General features: G+C 74.3%; 19 protein-coding genes. 15 read left to right on the forward strand and 4 right to left on the reverse strand.

Annotation, left to right across the window (positions count from 1 at the left end):
* The first annotated feature begins 83 nt into the window (after positions 1–83).
* On the forward strand, positions 84–1,931 hold the full coding sequence (gene glmS / locus ACFYO5_RS17700) for a glutamine--fructose-6-phosphate transaminase (isomerizing) (RefSeq protein ID WP_388709545.1): 1,848 nt from the start codon (positions 84–86) through the stop codon (positions 1,929–1,931).
* 72 nt (positions 1,932–2,003) lie between these two features.
* Here the strand turns inward: glmS and ACFYO5_RS17705 are convergent, their stop codons facing one another.
* Both ACFYO5_RS17705 and ACFYO5_RS17710 read right to left on the reverse strand, forming a co-directional pair.
* Positions 2,004–3,749, reverse strand: a complete 1,746-nt coding sequence (locus tag ACFYO5_RS17705; RefSeq protein WP_388709547.1) for a M16 family metallopeptidase — start codon at positions 3,747–3,749, stop codon at positions 2,004–2,006.
* A gap of 14 nt (positions 3,750–3,763) precedes the next feature.
* A complete protein-coding gene (locus tag ACFYO5_RS17710) occupies positions 3,764–4,723 on the reverse strand; it encodes a hypothetical protein (protein ID WP_388709549.1) in 960 nt (319 codons plus the stop codon).
* Positions 4,724–4,922: 199 nt separating this feature from the next.
* Here ACFYO5_RS17710 and ACFYO5_RS17715 point away from each other — a divergent pair, with 199 nt between their 5' ends.
* The 6 genes from ACFYO5_RS17715 to ACFYO5_RS17740 all read left to right on the forward strand — a co-directional run bounded on the left by ACFYO5_RS17715 (position 4,923) and on the right by ACFYO5_RS17740 (position 10,994).
* The gene (locus tag ACFYO5_RS17715) at positions 4,923–5,294 is read left to right on the forward strand and encodes a holo-ACP synthase (protein ID WP_356560295.1); all 372 of its coding nucleotides are present in this window, start codon (positions 4,923–4,925) and stop codon (positions 5,292–5,294) included.
* Between the two features lie 53 nt (positions 5,295–5,347).
* Entirely contained in the window at positions 5,348–6,784 is a 1,437-nt protein-coding gene (locus ACFYO5_RS17720) for an NAD(P)H-hydrate dehydratase (RefSeq protein ID WP_388709551.1), read from the forward strand.
* Positions 6,785–6,916: 132 nt separating this feature from the next.
* Positions 6,917–8,104 carry an alanine racemase gene (gene alr, locus ACFYO5_RS17725; RefSeq protein ID WP_388709553.1) on the forward strand — a complete coding sequence of 396 codons (1,188 nt, stop codon included), beginning with the start codon at positions 6,917–6,919 and terminating at the stop codon, positions 8,102–8,104.
* A gap of 156 nt (positions 8,105–8,260) precedes the next feature.
* Positions 8,261–9,514, forward strand: a complete 1,254-nt coding sequence (locus tag ACFYO5_RS17730) for an alpha/beta fold hydrolase (RefSeq protein WP_388709555.1) — start codon at positions 8,261–8,263, stop codon at positions 9,512–9,514.
* On the forward strand, positions 9,480–9,992 hold the full coding sequence (gene tsaE, locus ACFYO5_RS17735) for a tRNA (adenosine(37)-N6)-threonylcarbamoyltransferase complex ATPase subunit type 1 TsaE (protein WP_388709557.1): 513 nt from the start codon (positions 9,480–9,482) through the stop codon (positions 9,990–9,992). Before ACFYO5_RS17730 ends, tsaE begins: the two co-directional genes overlap by 35 nt.
* Positions 9,993–10,820: 828 nt before the next feature.
* Positions 10,821–10,994 carry a hypothetical protein gene (locus tag ACFYO5_RS17740; protein WP_356560290.1) on the forward strand — a complete coding sequence of 58 codons (174 nt, stop codon included), beginning with the start codon at positions 10,821–10,823 and terminating at the stop codon, positions 10,992–10,994.
* 4 nt (positions 10,995–10,998) lie between these two features.
* Here ACFYO5_RS17740 and ACFYO5_RS17745 read toward each other — a convergent pair whose 3' ends face one another.
* Positions 10,999–11,547 carry a hypothetical protein gene (locus ACFYO5_RS17745; protein ID WP_388709560.1) on the reverse strand — a complete coding sequence of 183 codons (549 nt, stop codon included), beginning with the start codon at positions 11,545–11,547 and terminating at the stop codon, positions 10,999–11,001.
* Positions 11,548–11,657: 110 nt separating this feature from the next.
* On the opposite strand from ACFYO5_RS17745, the gene tsaB reads away from it, so the two are divergent.
* The 4 genes from tsaB to ACFYO5_RS17765 are packed head-to-tail and all read left to right on the forward strand — an operon-like array spanning position 11,658 to position 14,182.
* On the forward strand, positions 11,658–12,311 hold the full coding sequence (tsaB, locus tag ACFYO5_RS17750; protein ID WP_356560288.1) for a tRNA (adenosine(37)-N6)-threonylcarbamoyltransferase complex dimerization subunit type 1 TsaB: 654 nt from the start codon (positions 11,658–11,660) through the stop codon (positions 12,309–12,311).
* Positions 12,308–12,838 carry a ribosomal protein S18-alanine N-acetyltransferase gene (gene rimI, locus ACFYO5_RS17755; RefSeq protein WP_388709562.1) on the forward strand — a complete coding sequence of 177 codons (531 nt, stop codon included), beginning with the start codon at positions 12,308–12,310 and terminating at the stop codon, positions 12,836–12,838. Before tsaB ends, rimI begins: the two co-directional genes overlap by 4 nt.
* A complete protein-coding gene (gene tsaD / locus ACFYO5_RS17760; protein ID WP_388709564.1) occupies positions 12,831–13,928 on the forward strand; it encodes a tRNA (adenosine(37)-N6)-threonylcarbamoyltransferase complex transferase subunit TsaD in 1,098 nt (365 codons plus the stop codon). Before rimI ends, tsaD begins: the two co-directional genes overlap by 8 nt.
* Positions 13,925–14,182 carry a hypothetical protein gene (locus ACFYO5_RS17765; RefSeq protein WP_356560285.1) on the forward strand — a complete coding sequence of 86 codons (258 nt, stop codon included), beginning with the start codon at positions 13,925–13,927 and terminating at the stop codon, positions 14,180–14,182. The genes tsaD and ACFYO5_RS17765 overlap by 4 nt, the downstream gene beginning before the upstream one ends.
* 45 nt (positions 14,183–14,227) lie before the next feature.
* On the opposite strand, the gene ACFYO5_RS17770 is transcribed toward ACFYO5_RS17765, so the two are convergent.
* A complete protein-coding gene (locus ACFYO5_RS17770; RefSeq protein ID WP_388709566.1) occupies positions 14,228–16,534 on the reverse strand; it encodes a glycoside hydrolase family 3 N-terminal domain-containing protein in 2,307 nt (768 codons plus the stop codon).
* A gap of 141 nt (positions 16,535–16,675) precedes the next feature.
* On the opposite strand from ACFYO5_RS17770, the gene ACFYO5_RS17775 reads away from it, so the two are divergent.
* From ACFYO5_RS17775 to ACFYO5_RS17790, 4 genes are all read left to right on the forward strand, one after another.
* Positions 16,676–17,749: a LacI family DNA-binding transcriptional regulator gene (locus ACFYO5_RS17775; RefSeq protein WP_356560283.1), complete on the forward strand. Its 1,074-nt coding sequence runs from the start codon at positions 16,676–16,678 to the stop codon at positions 17,747–17,749.
* Between the two features lie 82 nt (positions 17,750–17,831).
* Positions 17,832–19,259, forward strand: a complete 1,428-nt coding sequence (locus ACFYO5_RS17780) for an endo-1,4-beta-xylanase (protein ID WP_388709569.1) — start codon at positions 17,832–17,834, stop codon at positions 19,257–19,259.
* Between the two features lie 93 nt (positions 19,260–19,352).
* Positions 19,353–20,486 (forward strand): LCP family protein, encoded by a 1,134-nt coding sequence (locus ACFYO5_RS17785; RefSeq protein WP_388709571.1) that lies wholly within the window; start codon positions 19,353–19,355, stop codon positions 20,484–20,486.
* Between the two features lie 233 nt (positions 20,487–20,719).
* Positions 20,720–21,076, forward strand: coding sequence for a YciI family protein (locus tag ACFYO5_RS17790; protein ID WP_388709573.1), 357 nt, complete (start codon positions 20,720–20,722; stop codon positions 21,074–21,076).
* The last annotated feature ends 57 nt before the right edge of the window (positions 21,077–21,133 follow it).

Here is a 21,133-nt window from a genome sequence, read left to right on the forward strand (position 1 = left end):
CCCCTGCCCACTCCCGTGGAAATTTCCGAAATCGGGCACGTGGAGGCCCTTTCGGAACGCTTCCCCGCCGTACGCTGCCGGGCATGTGTGGAATCGTGGGATACGTGGGGTCTCAGTCGGCGCTCGAGGTCGTCATGGCCGGACTGAAACGGCTGGAGTACCGGGGGTACGACTCGGCGGGTGTCGCCGTCCTGGCGGACGGGGGGCTCGCCGCCGCCAAGAAGGCGGGCAAACTCGTCAATCTGGAGAAGGAGCTGGCGGCCCGGCCGCTGCCGACCGCGACGACGGGCCTCGGGCACACGCGGTGGGCCACGCACGGCGGTCCCACCGACGCCAACGCCCATCCCCACCTCGACAACGCCGGACGGGTCGGCGTCGTGCACAACGGGATCATCGAGAACTTCGCCGTGCTGCGGGCCGAACTGGCCGGGCGCGGGCACGAGCTGCTCTCCGAGACCGACACCGAGGCCGTGGCCCATCTGCTCGCCGAGGAGTACTCCGGCACCGGCGACCTCGCGGAGGCCATGCGGCTGGTGTGCCGACGGCTGGAGGGGGCGTTCACGCTGGTCGCCGTGCACGCCGACGAGCCGGGCGTGGTGGTCGGGGCGCGCCGGAACTCGCCGCTGGTGGTGGGCGTCGGGGAGGGTGAGGCCTTTCTCGCCTCGGACGTCGCCGCGTTCATCGCCCACACGCGCTCGGCGATCGAGCTGGGTCAGGACCAGGTGGTGGAGCTGCGGCGGGACGGGGTGACGGTCACCGGCTTCGACGGCCGTCCGGCCGAGGTGCGCTCCTACCACGTCGACTGGGACGCGTCGGCCGCCGAGAAGGGGGGTCATGAGCACTTCATGCTCAAGGAGATCGCCGAGCAGCCCAAGGCCGTCGCCGACACCCTGCTCGGCCGGATCGACGTCTCCGGGGCGCTGACCCTCGACGAGGTGCGGATCCCGGACGCCGAGCTGCGGGAGGTCGACAAGGTCGTCATCGTCGCCTGCGGCACGGCGTTCCACGCGGGGCTGATCGCCAAGTACGCCATCGAGCACTGGACGCGGATCCCGTGCGAGGTGGAGCTGGCCAGTGAGTTCCGGTACCGGGACCCCATCCTGGGGGCGCGGTCGCTGGTGATCGCGATCTCGCAGTCCGGCGAGACCATGGACACCCTGATGGCCCTGCGGCACGCCCGCGAGCAGGGCTCCAAGGTGCTGGCGATCTGCAACACCAACGGGTCGACGATCCCGCGCGAGTCGGACGCGGTGCTCTACACCCACGCCGGACCCGAGGTGGCCGTCGCCTCCACCAAGGCGTTCCTGACGCAGCTGGTGGCCTGCTATCTCGTCGCCCTGTACCTCGGCCAGGTGCGCGGCACCCAGTGGGGGGACGAGATCCGGGCCGTCGTGCGGGACCTGGCGCGGATCTCCGGGGAGGTCGAGCGGGTGCTGGAGACCATGGAGCCGGTGCGGGAGCTGGCACGCTCGCTCGCCGACAAGAACACCGTGCTGTTCCTCGGGCGGCATGTGGGCTACCCGGTGGCGCTGGAGGGCGCGCTGAAGTTGAAGGAGCTGGCGTACATGCACGCCGAGGGCTTCGCGGCCGGTGAGCTGAAGCACGGGCCGATCGCGCTCATCGAGGAGGACCTGCCGGTCGTCGTGGTGGTGCCGTCCCCGCGGGGGCGGTCCGTGCTGCACGACAAGATCGTCTCCAACATCCAGGAGATCCGGGCGCGGGGCGCGCGGACGATCGTGATCGCGGAGGAGGGGGACGAGGAGGTCGTGCCCTACGCCGACCACCTCGTCCGGATTCCCGTGACGCCGACCTTGTTGCAGCCGCTGGTGGCGACGGTGCCCCTGCAGGTGTTCGCGTGCGAGCTGGCCACGGCGCGGGGCAACGAGGTGGACCAGCCGCGGAACCTGGCGAAGTCGGTCACGGTGGAGTGAGGCGGGGCACCGTCCCACCGGCGGACGCGCTCGCGGGAACGGCGTCCGGCGGCGGGACGGCGGTCGCCCCGGTCAGTCGCGGGCCTGCTTGCGGCGCAGGTTCGCCGTGCGCGTCCAGCGGAGCAGGGCCAGCTCCAGGGCGATGATCCCCAGCGTCCCGCCGATCGGCGGTATGCGGCCCTCGTTGATCCGGTCGACGATCAGGTACACGCCGAGCGCGGCCCAGGCCACGGCCACCACCGCCAGCAGGACGACGACGGCCGCCCAGCCCCAGCCGCCCGCCCGGCTCCGCTTGACGGCGGCCTCCGGGGCCGGCTCGCGCGGCTGCGGGATCTGTTCGGGGTCGCGGGCCGGCATCGGCACGACGGACTCGGCGGGGACCCCCGCGTCCAGGACGGCGACGCGTTCGGCGGTGACGCCCTCGTAGAGGGTCGGTTCGACGGTGACCGCGAAGCCGTCGTGGCCGGTGAGCGCGCGGGCGCCGTCGGGCCTGGTGGTCATCGCGGCGCAGGCGTCGTAGCGGACCGTGACCGGGCCCCTCGGGGTCGTCAGGGTGACGCCCTCGGTGCCGATGACCAGCGTGACCCGGTCGTCCTCCCGAGAGGGGTGCCGGGTGCCGGTGACGCTCGTCGGGGAGACCTGGGGGGCCAGGGTGAAGCCCGCCCAGTCCACGCCCCGGCCGGGCACCTGGAGCAGGGCGGCGTCCCAGGTCTGCCGGGCCACCTCGTGCAGGTCGGCGACCGTGACCGCGTTCAGCTCCGCCTTGTGCTGCTCGGGGGAGAGGATCCGGTGCCCCAGCAGCAGGTTCAGCGCGTACGACGGGAGGCTGGCCGCGCCCAGGTCGGGAGTGTCGTACATCTTGAGGAGCCTGCCGCGCGCGGAGTCCAGTTCGGACTGCTCGATGCGGCCCGCCCGCAGCCGGGCGAGGGTGTCGACGAAGCCGCCGACGACCGCGTCCTGCTTGTGCGGCAGGGAGTCCGCGTGGGCGGTCAGGGTGGCGAACTCGGCGTCGCGCGGGGAGTAGTCGGCCTCCGCGGTGTAGGAGAAGCCGCCCTCCTGGCGCAGGTCCTGGAAGAGGGCCCGGCCGAGGACGTCCGCGAAGACGGAGGCCGCGGTGGAGCGGCGCAGCACCGAGGTCAGGACGACGTGGCCGTCGTCGCCGTGGATGTAGGCCGGGGTGACGGGCAGCGCGCTGGTCGCGGCGGGGGCCGGCCGGCGGGTACCCGCGGGCAGGCCGAGGTCGAGGCCGTCCGGTACCCGGTCGCCGGCGATCCACAGCACCGCGTTGTCCCGGGTGAAGCGGGTCTCGGCCCAGTGCCGGACCCGGTCCGGGGTGAGGCCCCAGGTGCCCAGCTCGTTGTAGCTGGACAGGCCGTAGCCCTGGGCGCCGTAACGCCACAGGGCGAGCGGCGAGTTGGGGCCGCTGCCGCGGCTCGCCGCCTCCGTGCGCAGGATCTCCTTCTCGGTCTCCAGCCGGTCCATCGGCAGGTCCCGCAGGCCCGCGCACACGCTGTTGAGGTAGGTGACGACCTCCTCTTCGCTGCCCGTGACGTGGAAGAGGGTGTACGCGTTCGCCGTCGCGCCGTTGTAGTGCAGGTCGGACAGGCCCAGGCGGTACAGGGCGAGGTGCTCGACGAGATGGGTGATCCCCGCGGTGGCCAGGGTCTCGTCGGCGCGGCCCACCCGGAAGAACAGGCCGGCGGTGACCTCGTTGCCGGAGCCGGCGGCGTAGAGGGTGGGGATGCCCTGGGTGGTGGTGTGCGAGAGCAGACCGTCGAGGGCGGCGAGGCCGCTCTGGTCGTGCAGGTCGGTGGTCATGTGCCGGTGCCCCCTCAGGCCTGTGTCGCGAGCTTGCGGAACGTCAGGAACGACGCCTTCGGGTCGCCCGTGTACTGCCACGGGAACTCCGTGGCCCGGTCGCCGAGGAAGGCGAAGTGCGGGGCCGCGTCGGCGTGGTGGCCGCCGATGGAGAAGGCGAACGCGAAGGCGCTGTGCGCGCCGACGGAGTCCCAGTCGGGGCGGTAGGCCGGGTGCAGGACCGAGACCTGCGCGGCGAAGCGCAGGTCGTCGCGGACCGGCACGCCCCGCATGTAGGCCGTGCCGTCCGCGCCCGCCAGGTCCAGCCAGTGCTCGATGTGGGCGAGCGCCACGGCGGTCGCCGGGACGGAGCCGTCCGGCGCGGCCGTCGCGCACTCGCGGGCGAAGCCGTGTGCGGCCTCCCAGGAGCCGCCCCACTTGGGGCAGACCTGCTGGAGCAACTGGGTCTGCGCGCGGTAGTGGTGGGGGTGGTGGGCGGCCAGCCGGTCGTAGCGGCGGCGCGCCTCGGCCTGCCCCAGCTGGAGACCGCGCGCGGTGGTCAGCCGCACCGTCCAGGCGGGGGCGTACGCCGGCTGCTCCGCACACACCTCGATCAGCAGCTGCTCGGCCCGGCGCAGCCAGGAGTGGAACTGCTCGAACTGGTCCTGCGAGACGTGCTGCGCGCGGGCGCCGCTGCGGATGTCCCAGCCGATGTGGACGTACCGCTCGGCGAGCAGGGTGCGCGGCAGCGGGTCGCCGGGGAGTTCGGCCGCCGCCCGCTCCAGCATGGTCTCGACGCCGGGGATCTCGGCGAGGACGGACGACGCCGTGGAGACCTTGGCGACGGAGTCCAGTCCCGAGACGAACGCCCGGACCGCGGGCCAGTCGCCGGCGAGCGCGGCCGTGCGCAGCGGGATCAACTCGGGTGTGTTGTCGTACGGGTCGAACGTCGGTCCCGGCGAGCCCGTGGATCTGCCGCTGGTGGTACTGCTCATGCCCCCGCCCCCTGTGATGCCGTCCGCGCGCGCCGACTGGCCCCCCAGGGCGCGGGCGGTGAAGTGTTGGTGTGACGTGTGTGTGCGATGCGTGCGACCCGGTGATCGGGTCCGATCGAGTCGCCGCAGGCTAGCAGTCCCCTACGACAGTCGCGTGGGCGACCGGGGCGGGTGGTCGCCCGGCCGTAGGGTGCTCGGCATGAGCATCATCGGGGTCGGCATCGACGTGGCCGAGATCGACCGGTTCGCGGCATCGCTGGAACGTACGCCCGGACTGGCCCGGCGCCTCTTCCTCGACAGCGAGTTGCTGCTGCCGAGCGGGGACCGGCGGGGTGCCGCCTCGCTCGCGGCCCGGTTCGCGGCGAAGGAGGCCCTCGCCAAGGCGCTGGGCGCTCCCGCGGGCCTGCTGTGGACCGACGCGGAGGTGTACGTGGAGGACAGCGGGCAGCCGCGGCTGCGGGTGCGGGGGAGCGTCGCCGCGCGCGCCGCCCAACTGGGCGTGCGGTCCTGGCACGTGTCGCTCAGTCATGACGCCGGTGTCGCCTCGGCGGTGGTGGTCGCGGAGGGATAGCGGGCGCGGGGCGGGTCCGTGTCCGGCGGGGGGACCGGTGTTTGACTGGGTGCATGCGTACTGCCTATTGCGTGGACACGGTTCGGGCCGCCGAGCGGGACCTGATGGCACGGCTCCCGGAGGGGGCCCTCATGCAGCGGGCCGCCGCCGGGCTCGCCGCCGCCTGTGCCGATCTGATGGGGCGGGTGTACGGGCGCCGGGTCGTCCTCCTCGTCGGCAGCGGCGACAACGGGGGTGACGCGCTGTACGCCGGAGCCCGGCTGGCCCGGCGCGGCGCGGGGGTGACGGGCGTCCTGCTCTCTCCCGCGCGCACGCACGCCGGCGGGCTGGCCGCCCTGCGGCGGGCCGGTGGCCGGACGGTGGCGCCGCAGGACGCCGACGGGCCGATCCGACGGGCCGACCTCGTCCTCGACGGCATCGTCGGGATCGGCGGGCGGGGCGGACTGCGCCCGGACGCGGCGCGGCTCGCCGCGCTGGCCGACGGGGCCCGCGCCGCCGTCGTCGCCGTCGACCTGCCCAGCGGTGTGGAGGCCGACACGGGGGAGGTGCGGGGTGCCGCCGTGCGGGCCGACCTGACCGTGACGTTCGGGACGCACAAACCGGCCCTGCTGGTCGATCCGGCCCGCGAGTACGCCGGATCGGTAGGGCTCGTCGACATCGGCCTCGACCTCCCCGGCGAACCCGATCTGGAGGCCCTCCAGCACGCCGACGTGGCCCGCCTGTTGCCCGTGCCGGGCGCCGAGAGCGACAAGTACCGGCGCGGGGTCGTCGGGATCGCCGCCGGATCCGCGCGCTATCCGGGCGCCGCCGTGCTCGCGGTGGCCGGCGCGCTGCGGGGCGGGGCCGGGGCCGTACGGTACGTCGGGCCCGCCGGGCAGTCCGTCCTGGCGCGCTACCCCGAGACGCTCGTGTCCGACCAGGGGCCCGAGCGGGCCGGGCGGGTGCAGGCGTGGGTCGTCGGGCCCGGTGCCGGCGACGACGCGGGAACCGTGGCGCAGGTGCTCGCCTCGGACGTGCCCGTGCTGATCGACGCGGACGGGCTGCGGCTCGCCGAGGTGGGCGCGGTGCGCGGGCGTACGGCGCCGACGCTGATGACTCCGCACGCCGGGGAGGCGGCGGCGCTGCTGGGGGTGGCGCGGGAGGAGGTCGAGGCGGGGCGGCTGGCCGCGGTCCGGGAGCTGGCGGGGCGCTACGGGGCCGCCGTGCTGCTGAAGGGGGCCACGACGGTGGTCGCGGCGGCGGGGGGCGGGGGCGCGGTGCGGGTCAACGCGACGGGGACGCCGTGGCTGGCCACGGCGGGCAGCGGGGACGTGCTGTCGGGGGTGGCGGGATCGCTGCTGGCGTCGGGGCTGCCGGCGGTGGACGCGGGAAGCGCCGGGGCGTACCTGCACGGGCTGGCGGGGCGGTTCGCGGCGGCGGGGGCGCCGGTGGGGGCGCACGAGGTGGCGGAGGCGGTGGCGGGCGCCTGGCGGGACGTCGTACGGGGGTGACGGCGGGGAGGCTGTCGCGCCCCCGCCGTCGCTCACGCCGTCCGGCCCCGGGGCGCGGCCCGAGGGGGCGGCGGTCGGCGGATCCGGCCCGGCTCTTAGGGCGTGTCCGCAGGCTCTGAGAGACTGGGCTCGATGAGTGAGACTGCACAGCCGACCGCCGCCCCGCAGCGTGCCCGTGCCGAGATCGATCTGGCCGCGCTGCGGGCCAACGTGCGCGCGCTGCGCGCGAAGGCGCCCGGCGCGGCGTTCATGGCCGTGGTGAAGGCCGACGGATACGGCCACGGCGCGGCCGCCTGTGCCCGCGCCGCCGTCGACGCGGGCGCCGGCTGGATCGGCACCGCCACTCCGGAGGAGGCGCTCGCGCTGCGCGCGGGCGCGGGCCTGCCGGCGGACGTCCGGATCATGTGCTGGCTGTGGACGCCGGGCGGGCCCTGGCGGGAGGCCGTCGAGGCGGACCTGGACGTGTCCGTGAGCGGCCTGTGGGCGCTGCGCGAGGTCGTCGAGGGGGCACGGCTCGCCGGGCGGGCCGCCCGTGTCCAGCTGAAGGCCGACACCGGCCTCGGACGCAACGGCTGCCAGCCCGCCGACTGGCCCGAACTGGTCGCCGAGACGCTGCGCGCCGAACGCGAGGGCCTGGTCCGGATCACCGGCCTGTGGTCCCACTTCGCCTGCGCCGACGAGCCCGGCCACCCTTCGATCGCCGCCCAGCTCGCCCGCTTCCGCGAGATGTTGGCGTACGCCGAGGGGCGGGGCGTACGGCCCGAGGTGCGGCACATCGCCAACTCGCCGGCCGCGCTCACCCTCCCCGAGTCCCACTTCGACCTGATCCGGCCGGGCATCGCCATGTACGGCGTCTCGCCCAGCCCCGAGCTGGGCTCCTCCGCCGACCTGGGGCTGCGCCCGGTGATGACGCTGGCGGCCTCGCTGGCCCTGGTGAAGGGGGTGCCGGGCGGCCACGGCGTCAGCTACGGCCACCACTACACGACCCCCGGCGAGACCACCCTCGGCCTGGTCCCCCTCGGGTACGCCGACGGCGTCCCCCGGCACGCCTCCGGTACCGGTCCCGTCCTCATCGGCGGCAAGTGGCGCACGGTCGCCGGGCGGATCGCGATGGACCAGTTCGTCGTCGACCTCGGCGGCGACCGGCCCGGCCCCGGCGAGGAGGCCGTGCTCTTCGGACCCGGCGACCGGGGGGAGCCCACCGCCGAGGATTGGGCGCAGGCCGCGGGCACCATCGCGTACGAGATCGTCACGCGCATCGGATCACGCGTTCCCCGCGTCCATGTGAACGGGACGGACGAGGCGCACCGCACTCCGTGAGCGCGCGTCCCTGAGCGCGCCCCCGCAGGTATTGACGCGCATCCATTCGATTCGCGTGCATGCGGTTCATGTGAACGAGGAACCAGACGGGTACCCACGCGCGGGTGCCCCGGCACCCGGCGGCACCCGGCGACACCAGGCGAAGAGGAGCGGTACGTGAGCGAGAGCAGCGCGGAGGCAGTGGCGAGTGCCGCCTCGGCGGTCGTCGACGCCGCCGCCGCGACGGGGGCCGGCGGCTGGCGCCGGGCGACCGGCGTCGCGGGCGCCGCGATAGGCGTGATCGCCGCGGGGGCCGCCGCCGGAGTCGCCCTGGAGCGGATGACCGTCGGGCGGGGCATGCGGGCGAGGGCCCGCCTCGCCCTCGACTCGACCGGCCCGTACGGCGCGCTGCGCGGCACCCCCGGCAAGGCGTACTCCGACGACGGCACCGAGCTGTACTACGAGGTCGACGACGCGGAGCCGCAGGGCGGACCGGCGAACCGGCGGCGCCGGCTGTTCGGCCGCAAGTCCCCGCTCCCCGTCACGGTGGTCTTCAGCCACGGCTACTGCCTCACCCAGGACTCCTGGCACTTCCAGCGGGCGGCCCTGCGGGGCGTCGTACGGACCGTGTACTGGGACCAGCGCAGTCACGGCCGGTCCGCGCGCGGCGCCGCCCAGCTGCGGGACGGCGAGCCGCTCACCATCGACCAGCTGGGGCGGGACCTGAAAGCCGTCATCGACGCGGCCGTGCCCGAGGGGCCGATCGTGCTCGTCGGGCACTCGATGGGCGGGATGACCGTCATGGCGCTGGCCGCGCAGTACCCCGAGCTGATCCGCGAGCGGGTCGCCGCCACGGCCTTCGTCGGTACGTCGTCCGGGCGGCTCGGCGAGGTGAACTTCGGGCTCCCGGTCGCCGGGGTGAACGCCGTGCGGCGGGTGCTGCCGGGCGTGCTGAAGGCGCTGGGGCAGCAGGCCGCGCTGGTGGAGAAGGGGCGGCGGGCCACCGCCGATCTGTTCACCGGGATCATCAAGCGGTACTCGTTCGCGTCGCGGGACGTGGATCCGGCCGTCGCCCGCTTCGCCGAGCGGATGATCGAGGGCACGCCGATCGACGTGGTCGCCGAGTTCTACCCGGCCTTCACCGACCACGACAAGACCGAGGCGCTCGCCTGCTTCACGGACATGCCGGTGCTGGTGCTGGCCGGCATCGGGGACCTGGTGACTCCCAGCGAGCACAGCGAGGCCATCGCCGACCTGCTGCCGGACGCCGAACTGGTCCTCGTCCCCGACGCCGGGCACCTCGTGATGCTGGAGCACCCCGAGGTCGTCACCGACCGCCTCGCCGACCTGCTCACCCGCGCGGGTGCCGTACCGGCAGGCGTTACCGTGGGTGGCTATGGAAGCACCAGCAGCAGCGCGCAACCCGGCTGAGACCGACCTGACCGTGACCTCCCCCGAGCAGATGCGGGATCTGGGCCGCCGCCTGGCCGGACTGCTGCGCGCCGGCGATCTCGTGATGCTCAGCGGGGAGCTGGGCGCGGGCAAGACGACGCTGACGCGCGGGCTCGGTGAGGGACTCGGCGTGCGGGGCGCGGTCACCTCCCCGACGTTCGTGATCGCCCGGGTCCACCCGCCCCTCGGGGACGGTCCGCCGCTCGTCCACGTCGACGCGTACCGCCTGGGCGGCGGGCTCGACGAGATGGAGGACCTCGACCTCGACGTGTCCCTGCCCGAGTCCGTGATCGTCGTGGAGTGGGGCGAGGGCAAGGTCGAGGAACTGACCGAGGAGCGGCTCCAGGTACGCATCCACCGAGCCGTGGGCGACACCACGGACGAGGTGCGCCGGGTGACGGTCACCGGTCTGGGCGAACGCTGGACGTCGGCGGATCTGACCGCACTGGCGAACTGACGGTCAGAGGGCGGCGTGCCGGCGGACGTGAGCGGGCCGGCGGCCCTGGGCATGCCGGTGGGCTGGGCTGGGCTGGGTTGCGCTGGGCTGCCGGCGGGCCTGAGCGCGTCGGCGGATACGAGCGTGCCGGGGGCCTCCTGCGCGGCGGGCCGGTGGGTGTCGGCGGCCTGAGCGAGGCGGGCAGGACGCTCGCGGATCTGACCGTGTCGGACGGCCGAGAGTGCCGGCGGACATGAGCGGGCGGCCGGTGGCCCAGGGCGTGCCGGTGGTGGTCCGGGCGTGTCGGCGGGCTGGGCTGCCGGCGGGCCTGAGGGGGGCGACGGCCGGGGCGTGCCTAGGCCTGGGCGTGCGGGAGGCCGAGCGCGCCGGTGGAGGGGAGTGCCGGGGGATCGGAGGCAGGGGACTGATGGGTGTCGGCGGCCTGAGCGAGGCGCGCAGGGTGTCGGCGGTCTCGGGAATGCCGGAGAGCTGGGCGACGTCGGCGGATCCCCGCGGGTCGAGGGACTGGGCACGGCGGGCTGATGGCTGTCCGCGGCCTGAGCGCGGCGGGCGGTGGGACGCCGGCGGATCCGACCGGGCCGCAGAGCCGGGCGCGTCGGCGGATCCGAGCGTGCCGTGGATCGGGCGGTGCCGATGGACCGGGCCGTGCCGGTGGCCGCGGTCTGCCCGGCGGCCCTGGGCGCCTGCCCGTGTCCGCGGTGCCGTCCGTGAACGTTCCGACAAGCCGTCGGCAAAATGTTGCGTTCGGTGTCCCGGGCGTGGTCACATGGTATCCCGCCCTTGGTTAGGTCTACCTAACTAGGTCCGCCCCGGCCCTCAGGAGGCGTCATGCCGGCCATCGAGCCCAAGGCCCCGCAGCGGCCGTCCGCCCTCGCCGGGGTGTCCGTGCGCGACCTGCTGGCGTCCTGCGCCGCCGCGGAAGCCGTCTCCCGCCCACCGCGCGAGCCGGAGCCGACGGCGGCGGCCGACAGGCCGCACACCCGGCACCGGGAAGCCGCCTGACCCGCTAGCGGACCACGACGATCCGCTCGCCGATCGTCGCGAACTCCCAGATCGCGTTCCCGTCCGCGCGCGAGGCGCGGATCCCGCCCGTCCTCCTGGCCGGGTCGGCAGCCGGCGGGGCGCCGTCGACGGCCGCGCTGAAGCCGATCGACACGCCCCCGACGTCGGCGAACCGCACCACGTGCTCGATGGGGATGCCGTCCGTGCCGGTGACCGCGCCCGAGCGGGAGGTGACGGTGTAGGTGCCGGGGAGCGGGTCGACGCTGCCCGGGGTCACCGGGAAGGTGCGCCGGGCCGTGCCGTCCTCGTCCACCAGCCACACCCGGTCGTCGTCCACCGAGTACACCACCCGCGCGCCCGTGCCGGAGCCGGGCGGCAGCGCGGTGGTGTCGCGGGTGTCGCCGTGCGCCTTCGTCGTCGCCGAGGAGGCGCTCACCCGCGGTTCGGCGAGGTCGGCCGGCACAGTGGCCGAGGCCTGGAAGGCGAGGAACCCGACGGTCGCGACGGCCGCCGCGGTGAGCGCGGCCACGAAAGTCGAGCTGCTGCCTGCCACCGCGACCACCTCTTCGTCGTACGCCCGTGCCCTCGCGGCGACGTTAGCAGCCGGTGGGCCCCGTATCCGGGCGGCCGTGCCCGGGCCCCGCGGAGCCGTACGCTGTTCGCGTGCTCTTGCTCGCTCTGGATACCGCCACCCCCGCCGTCACCGTCGCCCTGCACGACGGTACGGACGTCCTCGCCTCGGCCGGCCAGGTGGACGCGCGCCGGCACGGTGAGCTGCTGCTGCCGGCCGTCGACCGTCTCCTCGCCACCGCGGGGCACCGGCTCGACGCCGTCACCGACATCGTCGTCGGCATCGGCCCCGGCCCGTACACCGGGCTGCGCGTCGGCCTGATGACCGCCGACACGTTCGGGCTCGCGCTCGGCGTGCCCGTGCACGGCCTGTGCACCCTCGACGGCCTCGCCTACGCCGCCGACCTCGACGGCCCCTTCGTCGTGGCGACCGACGCCCGCCGCAAGGAGGTCTACTGGGCGCGCTACGCCGACTCCCGCACCCGCCTCACCGACCCCCGCGTCGACCGGCCGGCCGACATCGCCGACCAGGTGGCGGGGCTGCCCGCGGTCGGCGCGGGCGCGCTGCTCTACCCGGACACCTTCCCCTCGGCGCACGAGCCGGAGCACGTGTCCGCCGCCGCCCTCGCCTCCCTGGCCGCCGAGAAGCTGGCCGCGGGCGAGGAACTCGCGGCTCCCCGCCCGCTCTACCTGCGCCGGCCCGACGCCCAGGTCCCCAAGAACTACAAGGTGGTCACCCCCAAGTGACCGAACCCGTAACCCCCGCGCTGCGCGAGATGCGCTGGTGGGACATCGATCCCGTCCTCGAACTCGAGAAGGCCCTCTTCCCCCAGGACGCCTGGTCGCGCGGCATGTTCTGGTCCGAACTGGCGCACTCCCGCGGTCCCGAGGCCACCCGCCGGTACGTGGTGGCCGAGCACGGCGACCGCGTCGTCGGCTACGCCGGCCTCGCCTCCGCCGGTGACCTCGCCGACGTCCAGACCATCGCCGTCGCCCGCGACCACTGGGGCACCGGACTGGGCGGCAGGCTGCTGGCCGAGCTGCTGCGGGCCGCGACGGCCTTCGAGTGCGCCGAGGTCATGCTGGAGTGCCGGGTGGACAACGTCCGGGCGCAGAAGCTGTACCAGCGCTTCGGCTTCCAGCCCATCGGCTTCCGGCGGGGCTACTACCAGCCGGGGAACGTGGACGCCCTCGTGATGCGCCTGACCACGGCATCCGACAGTGGCTCCACCACGGAATCGACATCAGTACAAGGAACCGAGATCAATGACTGACGAACCGCTCGTCCTCGGCATCGAGACCTCCTGTGACGAGACCGGCGTCGGCATCGTCCGCGGCACCACCCTGCTGGCGGACGCCATCGCCTCCAGCGTCGACGAGCACGCCCGCTTCGGCGGGGTCGTGCCGGAGGTGGCGAGCCGGGCGCACCTGGAGGCGATGGTCCCGACCATCGACCGGGCGCTGAAGGAGGCGGGTGTCTCCGCGAAGGACCTCGACGGCATCGCCGTCACGGCGGGTCCCGGTCTGGCGGGCGCGCTCCTGGTCGGCGTGTCGGCGGCGAAGGCGTACGCGTACGCCCTCGGCAAGCCGCTGTACGGCGTGAATCACCTGGCCTCGCACATCTGCGTGGACCAGTTGGAGCACGGCCCGCTGCCGGAGCCGACGATGGCCCTCCTGGTGAGCGGCGGCCACTCCTCGCTGCTGCTCTCCTCGGACATCACCTCCGACGTCCGCCCGATGGGCGCGACGATCGACGACGCGGCCGGCGAGGCCTTCGACAAGATCGCCCGTGTGCTGAACCTCGGCTTCCCCGGCGGCCCGGTCATCGACCGGTACGCGCGCGAGGGCGACCCGTCCGCGATCGCCTTCCCGCGCGGCCTGACCGGGCCGCGCGACCCGGCGTACGACTTCTCCTTCTCCGGTCTCAAGACGGCGGTCGCCCGCTGGATCGAGGCGAAGCGGGCCGCGGGCGAGGAGGTGCCGGTGCGGGACGTGGCGGCCTCCTTCCAGGAGGCGGTGGTGGACGTGCTGACCCGCAAGGCCGTCCGGGCCTGCCGTGACCAGGGCGTCGACCACCTGATGATCGGCGGCGGCGTCGCGGCCAACTCCCGGCTGCGCGTCCTGGCCCAGGAGCGCTGCGAGGCCGCAGGCATCCGGCTGCGGGTGCCCCGGCCCAAGCTGTGCACGGACAACGGTGCGATGGTCGCGGCGCTCGGCGCGGAGATGGTGGCCCGCAACCGGCCCGCCTCCGACTGGGACCTGTCGGCGGACTCGTCCCTGCCGGTGACCGACCCGCACGTGCCCGGCCGCGCGCACGGCCACGACCATGTGCACCAGGCCGGCGAGGAGAACCTGTACCCGTGACCGTGGCGCTGATGTGGGAGGCCCGCGCGGTGGACGGCCGGGGCGCGGAACTGCTGGCGTGGGCGCGGGAGCAGCGGCTCCCGCGCCCACCGGTGCGCCGTGAGACCTTCCGCGCCCCGGGGGACCGGGTCCTCGTCATCACCTGGTGGGACGCGGACCTCGACGCGGACCTGCCGGAACTGCCGGAGCCCGACGGTCGGCTGGTCACGCGCGCCGTGCACCGGTGGCGGTTCGAGGCGCTGGACGGGGACTGACCGGACCGCCGAGCCTCCCTGGGCCCCGCCCTCCGACCCGGACCGTCACCCCGACGCCGAGACCCGGGTCTCGCAGCACAGCCGCCGGTCCGGCCCCAGGACCCGGACCGGCCCCGTGAGGCTGAGCCGCGCCGTGTGCCGTACGTCCGCGCTGGACGTCCCGAGCCGCAGCTCCAGGTCGCCCGGCTCCACCACGCGCCGTCCCGCGCGGTCGGTGAAGGCCGACAGGTCGGTGTGGAAGTGGAAGGTCACGCGGGCCGACCCGCCCGCGGGCAGTTCCAGCCGCTGGTAGCCGATCAGCCGTACGTCCGGCCGGGTCACGTCGGCCACCGGGTCGTGCAGATAGAGCTGGACGACGTCGGCGCCCGCCCGGTCGCCGGTGTTGCGGACGGTCAGCGAGAGGTCGTACGAGCCGTCCGTGCCGAGGCCGGTCCCCGGTCCGTCGACGTCCTCCCAGGCGAACGTGGTGTACGAGCGGCCGTGTCCGAAGGGGTACAGCGGAGTCGGGTCCAGGTTGCTGACCTCTCCGGCCAGGCCCAGGGGCGGCTGGAGGTAGGTCCACGGCTGGCCGCCCGGCGCCCGCGGCACGCTCACGGGCAGGCGGCCCGAGGGGTTGACGCGGCCCGCCAGCACCCCCGCGACCGCCGGACCCCCCTCCTCGCCGGGGAAGAAGGCCTGGACGACGGCGCCCAGACGGCCGTGCCAGCGGCCCAGCGCGTAGGGGCGGCCGGTGAGCAGGACGAGGACCACCGGGACGCCCGTCGCCACCAGGGCGTCCAGCAGCTCGCCCTGCGCGCCGGGCAGTCGCAGGTCCGCCACGTCGCAGCCCTCGCCCGAGGTGCCCCGCCCGAACAGGCCCGCCCGGTCGCCCAGGACCGCCACGCACACGTCCGCCTCCGCGGTCCTGGCCACCGCCTCCTCGATGCCCGTGGTGTCCGGGTCGGACACCGGGCAGCCTTCGGCGTACGTCACCTTGGCGTCGGGGAGTTCGGCGCGCAGGGACTCCAGCAGGGTCGGGATCTCGATCCCCAGCTCGGCCTCGGGGTGGTGGGTGAGGACGTGGGAGGGGAAGGAGTAGCAGCCGAGCATCGCCAGGGCGTCCGCCGCCCTCGGGCCGACGACCGCGATCCGGGTGTCGGGGGGGAGGGGGAGCAGGCCGTCCGGGTTGTCCAGCAGGACCACCGACTGCTCGGCCAGCCGGCGGGCCACCGCGCGGTTCGCCGCCGAGTCGAGGTCGATCCGCTCCGGGGTCTCGGGCCGCCAGTCCTCGTCCAGGAGGCCCAGCTCGCACTTCTGGAGCAGGACGCGGCGGGCGGCCCGGTCGATCAGCTCCTCGGGGACCTCGCCCGCGCGTACGGCCGCGATCAGCACGTCGCCGTAGTACTTCACCGTCGGCAGCTCGACGTCGATGCCGGCCTCCAGCGCGAGGTGGGCGGCGCGCGCGGGCGTGCCCGCGACCCGGTGCAGGGTCTGGAGGAAGCCGATGCCGAAGTAGTCGGCGACCACCGTGCCGGTGAAGCCCCATTCCTCGCGCAGCAGCCGGGTGAGCAGTTCCGGGTCGGCGGAGGCCGGGACGCCGTCGCGTTCCGTGTAGGCGGCCATGACCGAGCGGGCGCCGCCCTCGCGCAGCGCCATCTCGAACGGCGGCAGGGTCACGTCCGCGAACTCGCGGGTGCCCGCCCGCACGGGAGCGAGGTTGCGGGCGCCCACCGAGGAGGCGTACCCGGCGAAGTGCTTGAGCGTGGCGACGATCCCGGCCGACTCCAGCCCGCGGACATAGGCCGTGCCGACCGTGCCGACCAGGTACGGGTCCTCGCCGATGGTCTCCTCGACCCGGCCCCAGCGCGGATCGCGTACGACGTCCAGGACCGGGGCGAGTCCCTGGTGGACGCCGACCGCGCGCAGGTCGCGGCCGATGTGCCGGGCCATCTCCTCGACCAGCGGCGGGTCGAAGGCGGCGCCCCAGGCGAGCGGCACCGGGTAGGCGGTGGCGCGCCAGGCGGTGAAGCCGGCCAGGCACTCCTCGTGGGCCACCGCGGGGATGCCGAAGCGGCCGGCGGCGGCGATCCGGCGCTGGGCGCGGGCCAGCGCGCGGGCGCCGAGCGCGGGGTCCACGGGGGCCGTGCCGAAGGAGCGGGTCAGCTGGCCGAGTCCCCTGGTGATCAGCTCGTCCCAGTCGTAGTCGGCGGTCATGTCGTGCTGGTGCGGGGCGACTCCGTCGCCGTCCGTCTCGGCGCCCACCCAGACGCCGTACAGCTGGGCGGTCTTCTCCTCGAGGGTCATCCGGGAGAGGAGGTCGTCGACGCGGGCGGCTGCGGGCAGGGCGGGGTCACGCCAGGGGGCGGTGGTCATGAAGCTCCTGTCAGAGGTCGGTGAGCCACCAATGCTGGATTCCAACCGTACGAATGTTTCGAGCTGCACTTCGAATGTTCCGGGAACCTATGGCGTCACCATGGGTTCGTCAAGAGGGAGCGCGGGGATACGATCGCCGCCATGACACCCTCGGAGCCCACTGAGACGCGGACCGAAGACCGGCCGACACGGCGACCCGCGGCGCAGACCGCCACCCTCGCGGAGATCGCCCGCGAGGCCGGTGTGTCGGCGCCGACTGTTTCGAAGGTCCTCAACGGGCGCGCCGACGTCGCCCCCGCCACCCGGACCCGCGTCGAGGAGCTGCTGCGCGCCCACGGCTACCGGCGGCGCCGGGCCGAGGCGACCCGCTCGCCCCTGATCGACCTGGTCTTCCACGAGCTGGAGAGCGCCTGGGCGATGGAGGTCATCCGGGGCGTGGAGAACGTGGCGCGCGACGCCGGGCTGAGCGTGGTGCTCAGCGAGAGCGCCGGGCGGCTCACCCCCGGACGGACCTGGGCCGACCAGGTCGCCGCGCGCCGCCCGCACGGCGTGGTGCTCGTGCTGTCCGGGCTCGACGAGTCCCAGCGGGCGCTGCTGACCAGCCGGTCCATCCCGTTCGTGGTGATGGACCCGGCGGGAGACCCCGGCGCCGACGTGCCGTCCATCGGGGCCACCAACTGGCAGGGCGGACTCGCCGCCACCCGGCACCTGGTCGAACTGGGGCACCGCCGGATCGGGGTGATCAGCGGACCGCCGCAGATGATGTGCAGCCGGGCCCGGCTCGACGGCTACCGCGCGGCCCTGGAGACGGCCGGGCTGCCGGTGGACCCGGAGATGGTCAAGACCGGCGACTTCCACCACGAGACCGGTTACCGGCTCGGCCGCGAGCTGCTCGCCCGCCCCGACCGGCCCACGGCCGTGTTCGCGGGCAACGACCTCCAGGCGCTCGGTCTCTACGAGGCCGCGCGCGAGCTGGGGCTGCGCATCCCCGAGGACGTCAGCGTGGTCGGCTTCGACGACCTGCCGGTGGCCCGCTGGGTCGGCCCCCCGCTGACGACCGTACGGCAGCCGCTCACGGAGATGGCCGAGGCGGCGGCCCGGCTGGTGCTGGAGCTGGGGCGGTCCCAGGGCGAGCCCCCGGCGACCAGGGTGGAGCTGGCGACCAGCCTGGTGGTGCGGGCGAGCACGGGAGCGCCGCCGTTGGCCGGAAGTTGACGTATTGACGGGTGGGGAGGACGCCTCCACACTCCTCCGAAGCCAATCGGTTGCACAACCGAAACTTTCGGAGGCACCCGCAATGAGAACCTCCAGTCCGTCCACGGCGACGTCCGGTCGGTCCACGGCGACGTCCGGTCGGTCCACGGGAGCGGCCGGCGCGTCCCTGCGCACCCGGCTCGCCGCCCTGCTCGCCGGGGTGGCCACCGCCGGCGCGCTGATCACCGCCGGCGCCACCACCGCGCACGCCGCGGACACCCCGCTGCGCGACCTCGCCGCCGCCAAGGGCAAGGTCATGGGCACGGCGGTCACCGGCTCGAAGCTCACCGGGACCTACGGCGACATCGCCGGCCGGGAGTTCAACTGGCTGACCCCGGGCAACGCCATGAAATGGGCCTCGGTCGAGCCCGCCCAGGGCAGCTTCGACTGGACCGAGGCCGACCGGATCGTCGACTTCGCCGAGGCCCACGACCAGGACGTGCGCGGCCACACCCTGGTCTGGCACAGCCAGAACCCCAACTGGCTGGCCAACGGCAGCTGGACGCCCGCCCAGCTCAGCACGCTCATGCAGAACCACATCAGCACCGAGGTCGGGCGCTACAAGGGCCGGGTCGCCGCGTGGGACGTCGTCAACGAGCCCTTCAACGAGGACGGCACCTACCGCCCGACCCTCTGGTACAACGGCCTCGGCGCGGACTACATCGCCAGCGCCCTCACCCGGGCGCGGGCCGCCGACCCGGCCGCCGAGCTGTACATCAACGACTACAACGTCGAGGGCGTCAACGCGAAGTCCACCGCCCTGTACAACCTGGTGAAGTCGCTGAAGGAGCGCGGCGTCCCCATCGACGGGGTCGGCCTCCAGGCCCACCTGATCCTCGGCCAGGTCCCGTCCACCCTCCAGCAGAACATCCAGCGCTTCGCCGACCTCGGTGTGAAGGTGGCGATCACCGAGCTGGACATCCGCATGCAACTGCCCTCGGACAGCGCCAAGCTCACCCAGCAGGCCGCCGACTACAAGGCCGTCATGAACGCCTGCCTGGCGGTGACCCGCTGCGCCGGTGTCACGGTGTGGGGCTTCACCGACTCCGACTCCTGGATCCCGGACACCTTCCCCGGGCAGGGCGCGGCGACGCCCTACGACGAGAACTACGCGCCGAAGCCGGCGTACCGCGCGATCGCCGAGGCGCTCGGCGGGACCACGGGGGAACCGCCCACGGGTGCCTGCACGGCGGCCTACAGCGTCACCAGCCAGTGGAACACCGGCTTCACCGGGCAGGTGAGGATCGCCTGTTCGGGGGCGGCGCTGGCGTCGTGGAAGGCGAGCTGGAGCTTCGGGGCGGGGCAGCGGGTCACGCAGGCGTGGAACGCGATCTGCGTGCAGACGGGGGCGGCCGTCACCTGTTCCAACGCCTCGTACAACGGGACGGTTCCCGACGGCGGTTCGGTGACCTTCGGGTTCAACGGCTCGTGGAGCGGGAGCAACCCGGTGCCCGTGGTGGCACTGGGGTGAAAGTGACACCTCGACCGTGAGATTTTCCGAAGAAGTCCCGCTCCGGCCGCCGTTCCTGACAGTTCCCCAATAATTCGGACGTACGTTCATCCCGTGACGGGACACGACGCGAACGGGCACGAGACCGAGCACGGGGACGGGCGCGGGGGCCGGGACAACCATGGGGACGGGCGCGCGGACGGGAGCCCGCCCGGGGAGAGCCGGCGGGGCCGGCGGTCGGGAGCGCTCAGGGCCGTCGGCCTCAGCCTGGCCGGCACCCTGGTGCTGGGCGTGGCGGCGGCGGGCTGGGTCTACTGGCGCCTGGACGACAACATACGCGGCGTCGACGTCGACAGCGCGCTCGGCGACAACCGCCCGGCCCGCGCGGTCACCACACCCTCCCCGTCCGGAACGGCCTCCGCCGTCCCGCTGCCCACCGAGGCCGTCAACATCCTGGTGCTGGGCTCGGACTCGCGCGGCGGCGACGAGAACCGGGAACTCGGCGGCGGGGACAGCTCCGGGGCCCGCTCCGACACCGCGATGGTCGTGCACGTGGACGCCGGCCGCACCAGCGCCACCGTGGTCAGCATCCCGCGCGACACCCTCGTCACCCGGCCCTCCTGCCCGCTGCCCTCCGGCGGCTCGACCGAGGTCTCCCACGGCGCGATGTTCAACAGCGCCTACGCGCTGGGCGGCCCGGTCTGCGCGGTCAAGACCGTCGAGTCGCTCACGGACGTCCGCATGGACCACTTCGTCGAGGTGGACTTCGCCGGCTTCGCCAAGCTCGTGGACGCGCTCGGCGGGGTCACCGTCACCACCGCCGAGGACATCGAGGACGAGGACAGCCACCTGAGCCTCGCGGCGGGCACCCACCATCTCGACGGCACCCGGGCCCTGGCCCTGGCCCGCACCCGGCACGGCATCGGGGACGGCAGCGACCTCGGCCGCATCGGCCTCCAGCAGACCCTGGTGAAGGCACTGCTGGAGCAGATCGCCTCGACCGCCCTGCTCAAAAGCCCCACCCGGCTCTACCGGGTCGCCGACGCGGTCACCGCCGGCCTCACCACCGACACCGGCCTGGACTCCCTCGCCGAGCTGACGGAACTCGGCCGGAGCCTCGAGGGCCTGTCCGCCGCGAACCTCACCACCGTCACCCTGCCCGTGCTGCCGGCCCCCTCCGATCCCAACCGGGTGATCCCCGACGAGCCCCGGGCGAGCGACCTGTGGGCCTCACTCAGGCAGGGATGAGCCGTGACCCGCGGAAACGACCGCTGCGGCGGGGCGCGGAGAAAAGAGCGGGGGAGAGAGCGGGGGAGAGAGCGGGGGAGAGAGCGGGGGAGAGAGCGGGGGAGGGAGCGGGGGAGGGAGCGGAGAGAAAACTCGGGAAATGTCGGCGAGGGTGTCGATCCGGCCGTGCCCCGTTCGACGCAGGGGTGAGAGGCCGGGAGGAGCCCGGCCCCCGCACCGTCCGAGGAGTCACCGTGCCCCGCTACCTGTCCCTGGTGAGGATCGACGAGACGACCATGCCGGCCGACGGCCCCAGCCCCGAGCTGATGGAGCGGATGGGGGAGCTGATCGAGGAGATCACCAAGGCCGGCGTCATGCTCGACACCGCCGGCCTGCTGCCCTCCGCGCAGGGCACCCGCGTCCACCTGAACGGCGGCGAGATCTCCGTCACCGACGGCCCCTTCACCGAGACCAAGGAGGTCGTCGGCGGCTACGCGATCATGCAGTGCAAGGACAGGGCCGAGGCGATGGAATGGGCCAAGCGCTTCCTGAAGGTCCACGGCGACGAGTGGACCCTGACGCTGGAGGTCCGGGAGATCGCGGAAGGCTGAGGCCGCGGGACCGGTGCCGGGAGGTCCGGGGCCGGAGCCGGGAGGTCCGGAGCCGGA

The sequence above is a fragment of the Streptomyces sp. NPDC006259 genome, from assembly GCF_042870975.1.
Taxonomy (GTDB): domain Bacteria; phylum Actinomycetota; class Actinomycetes; order Streptomycetales; family Streptomycetaceae; genus Streptomyces.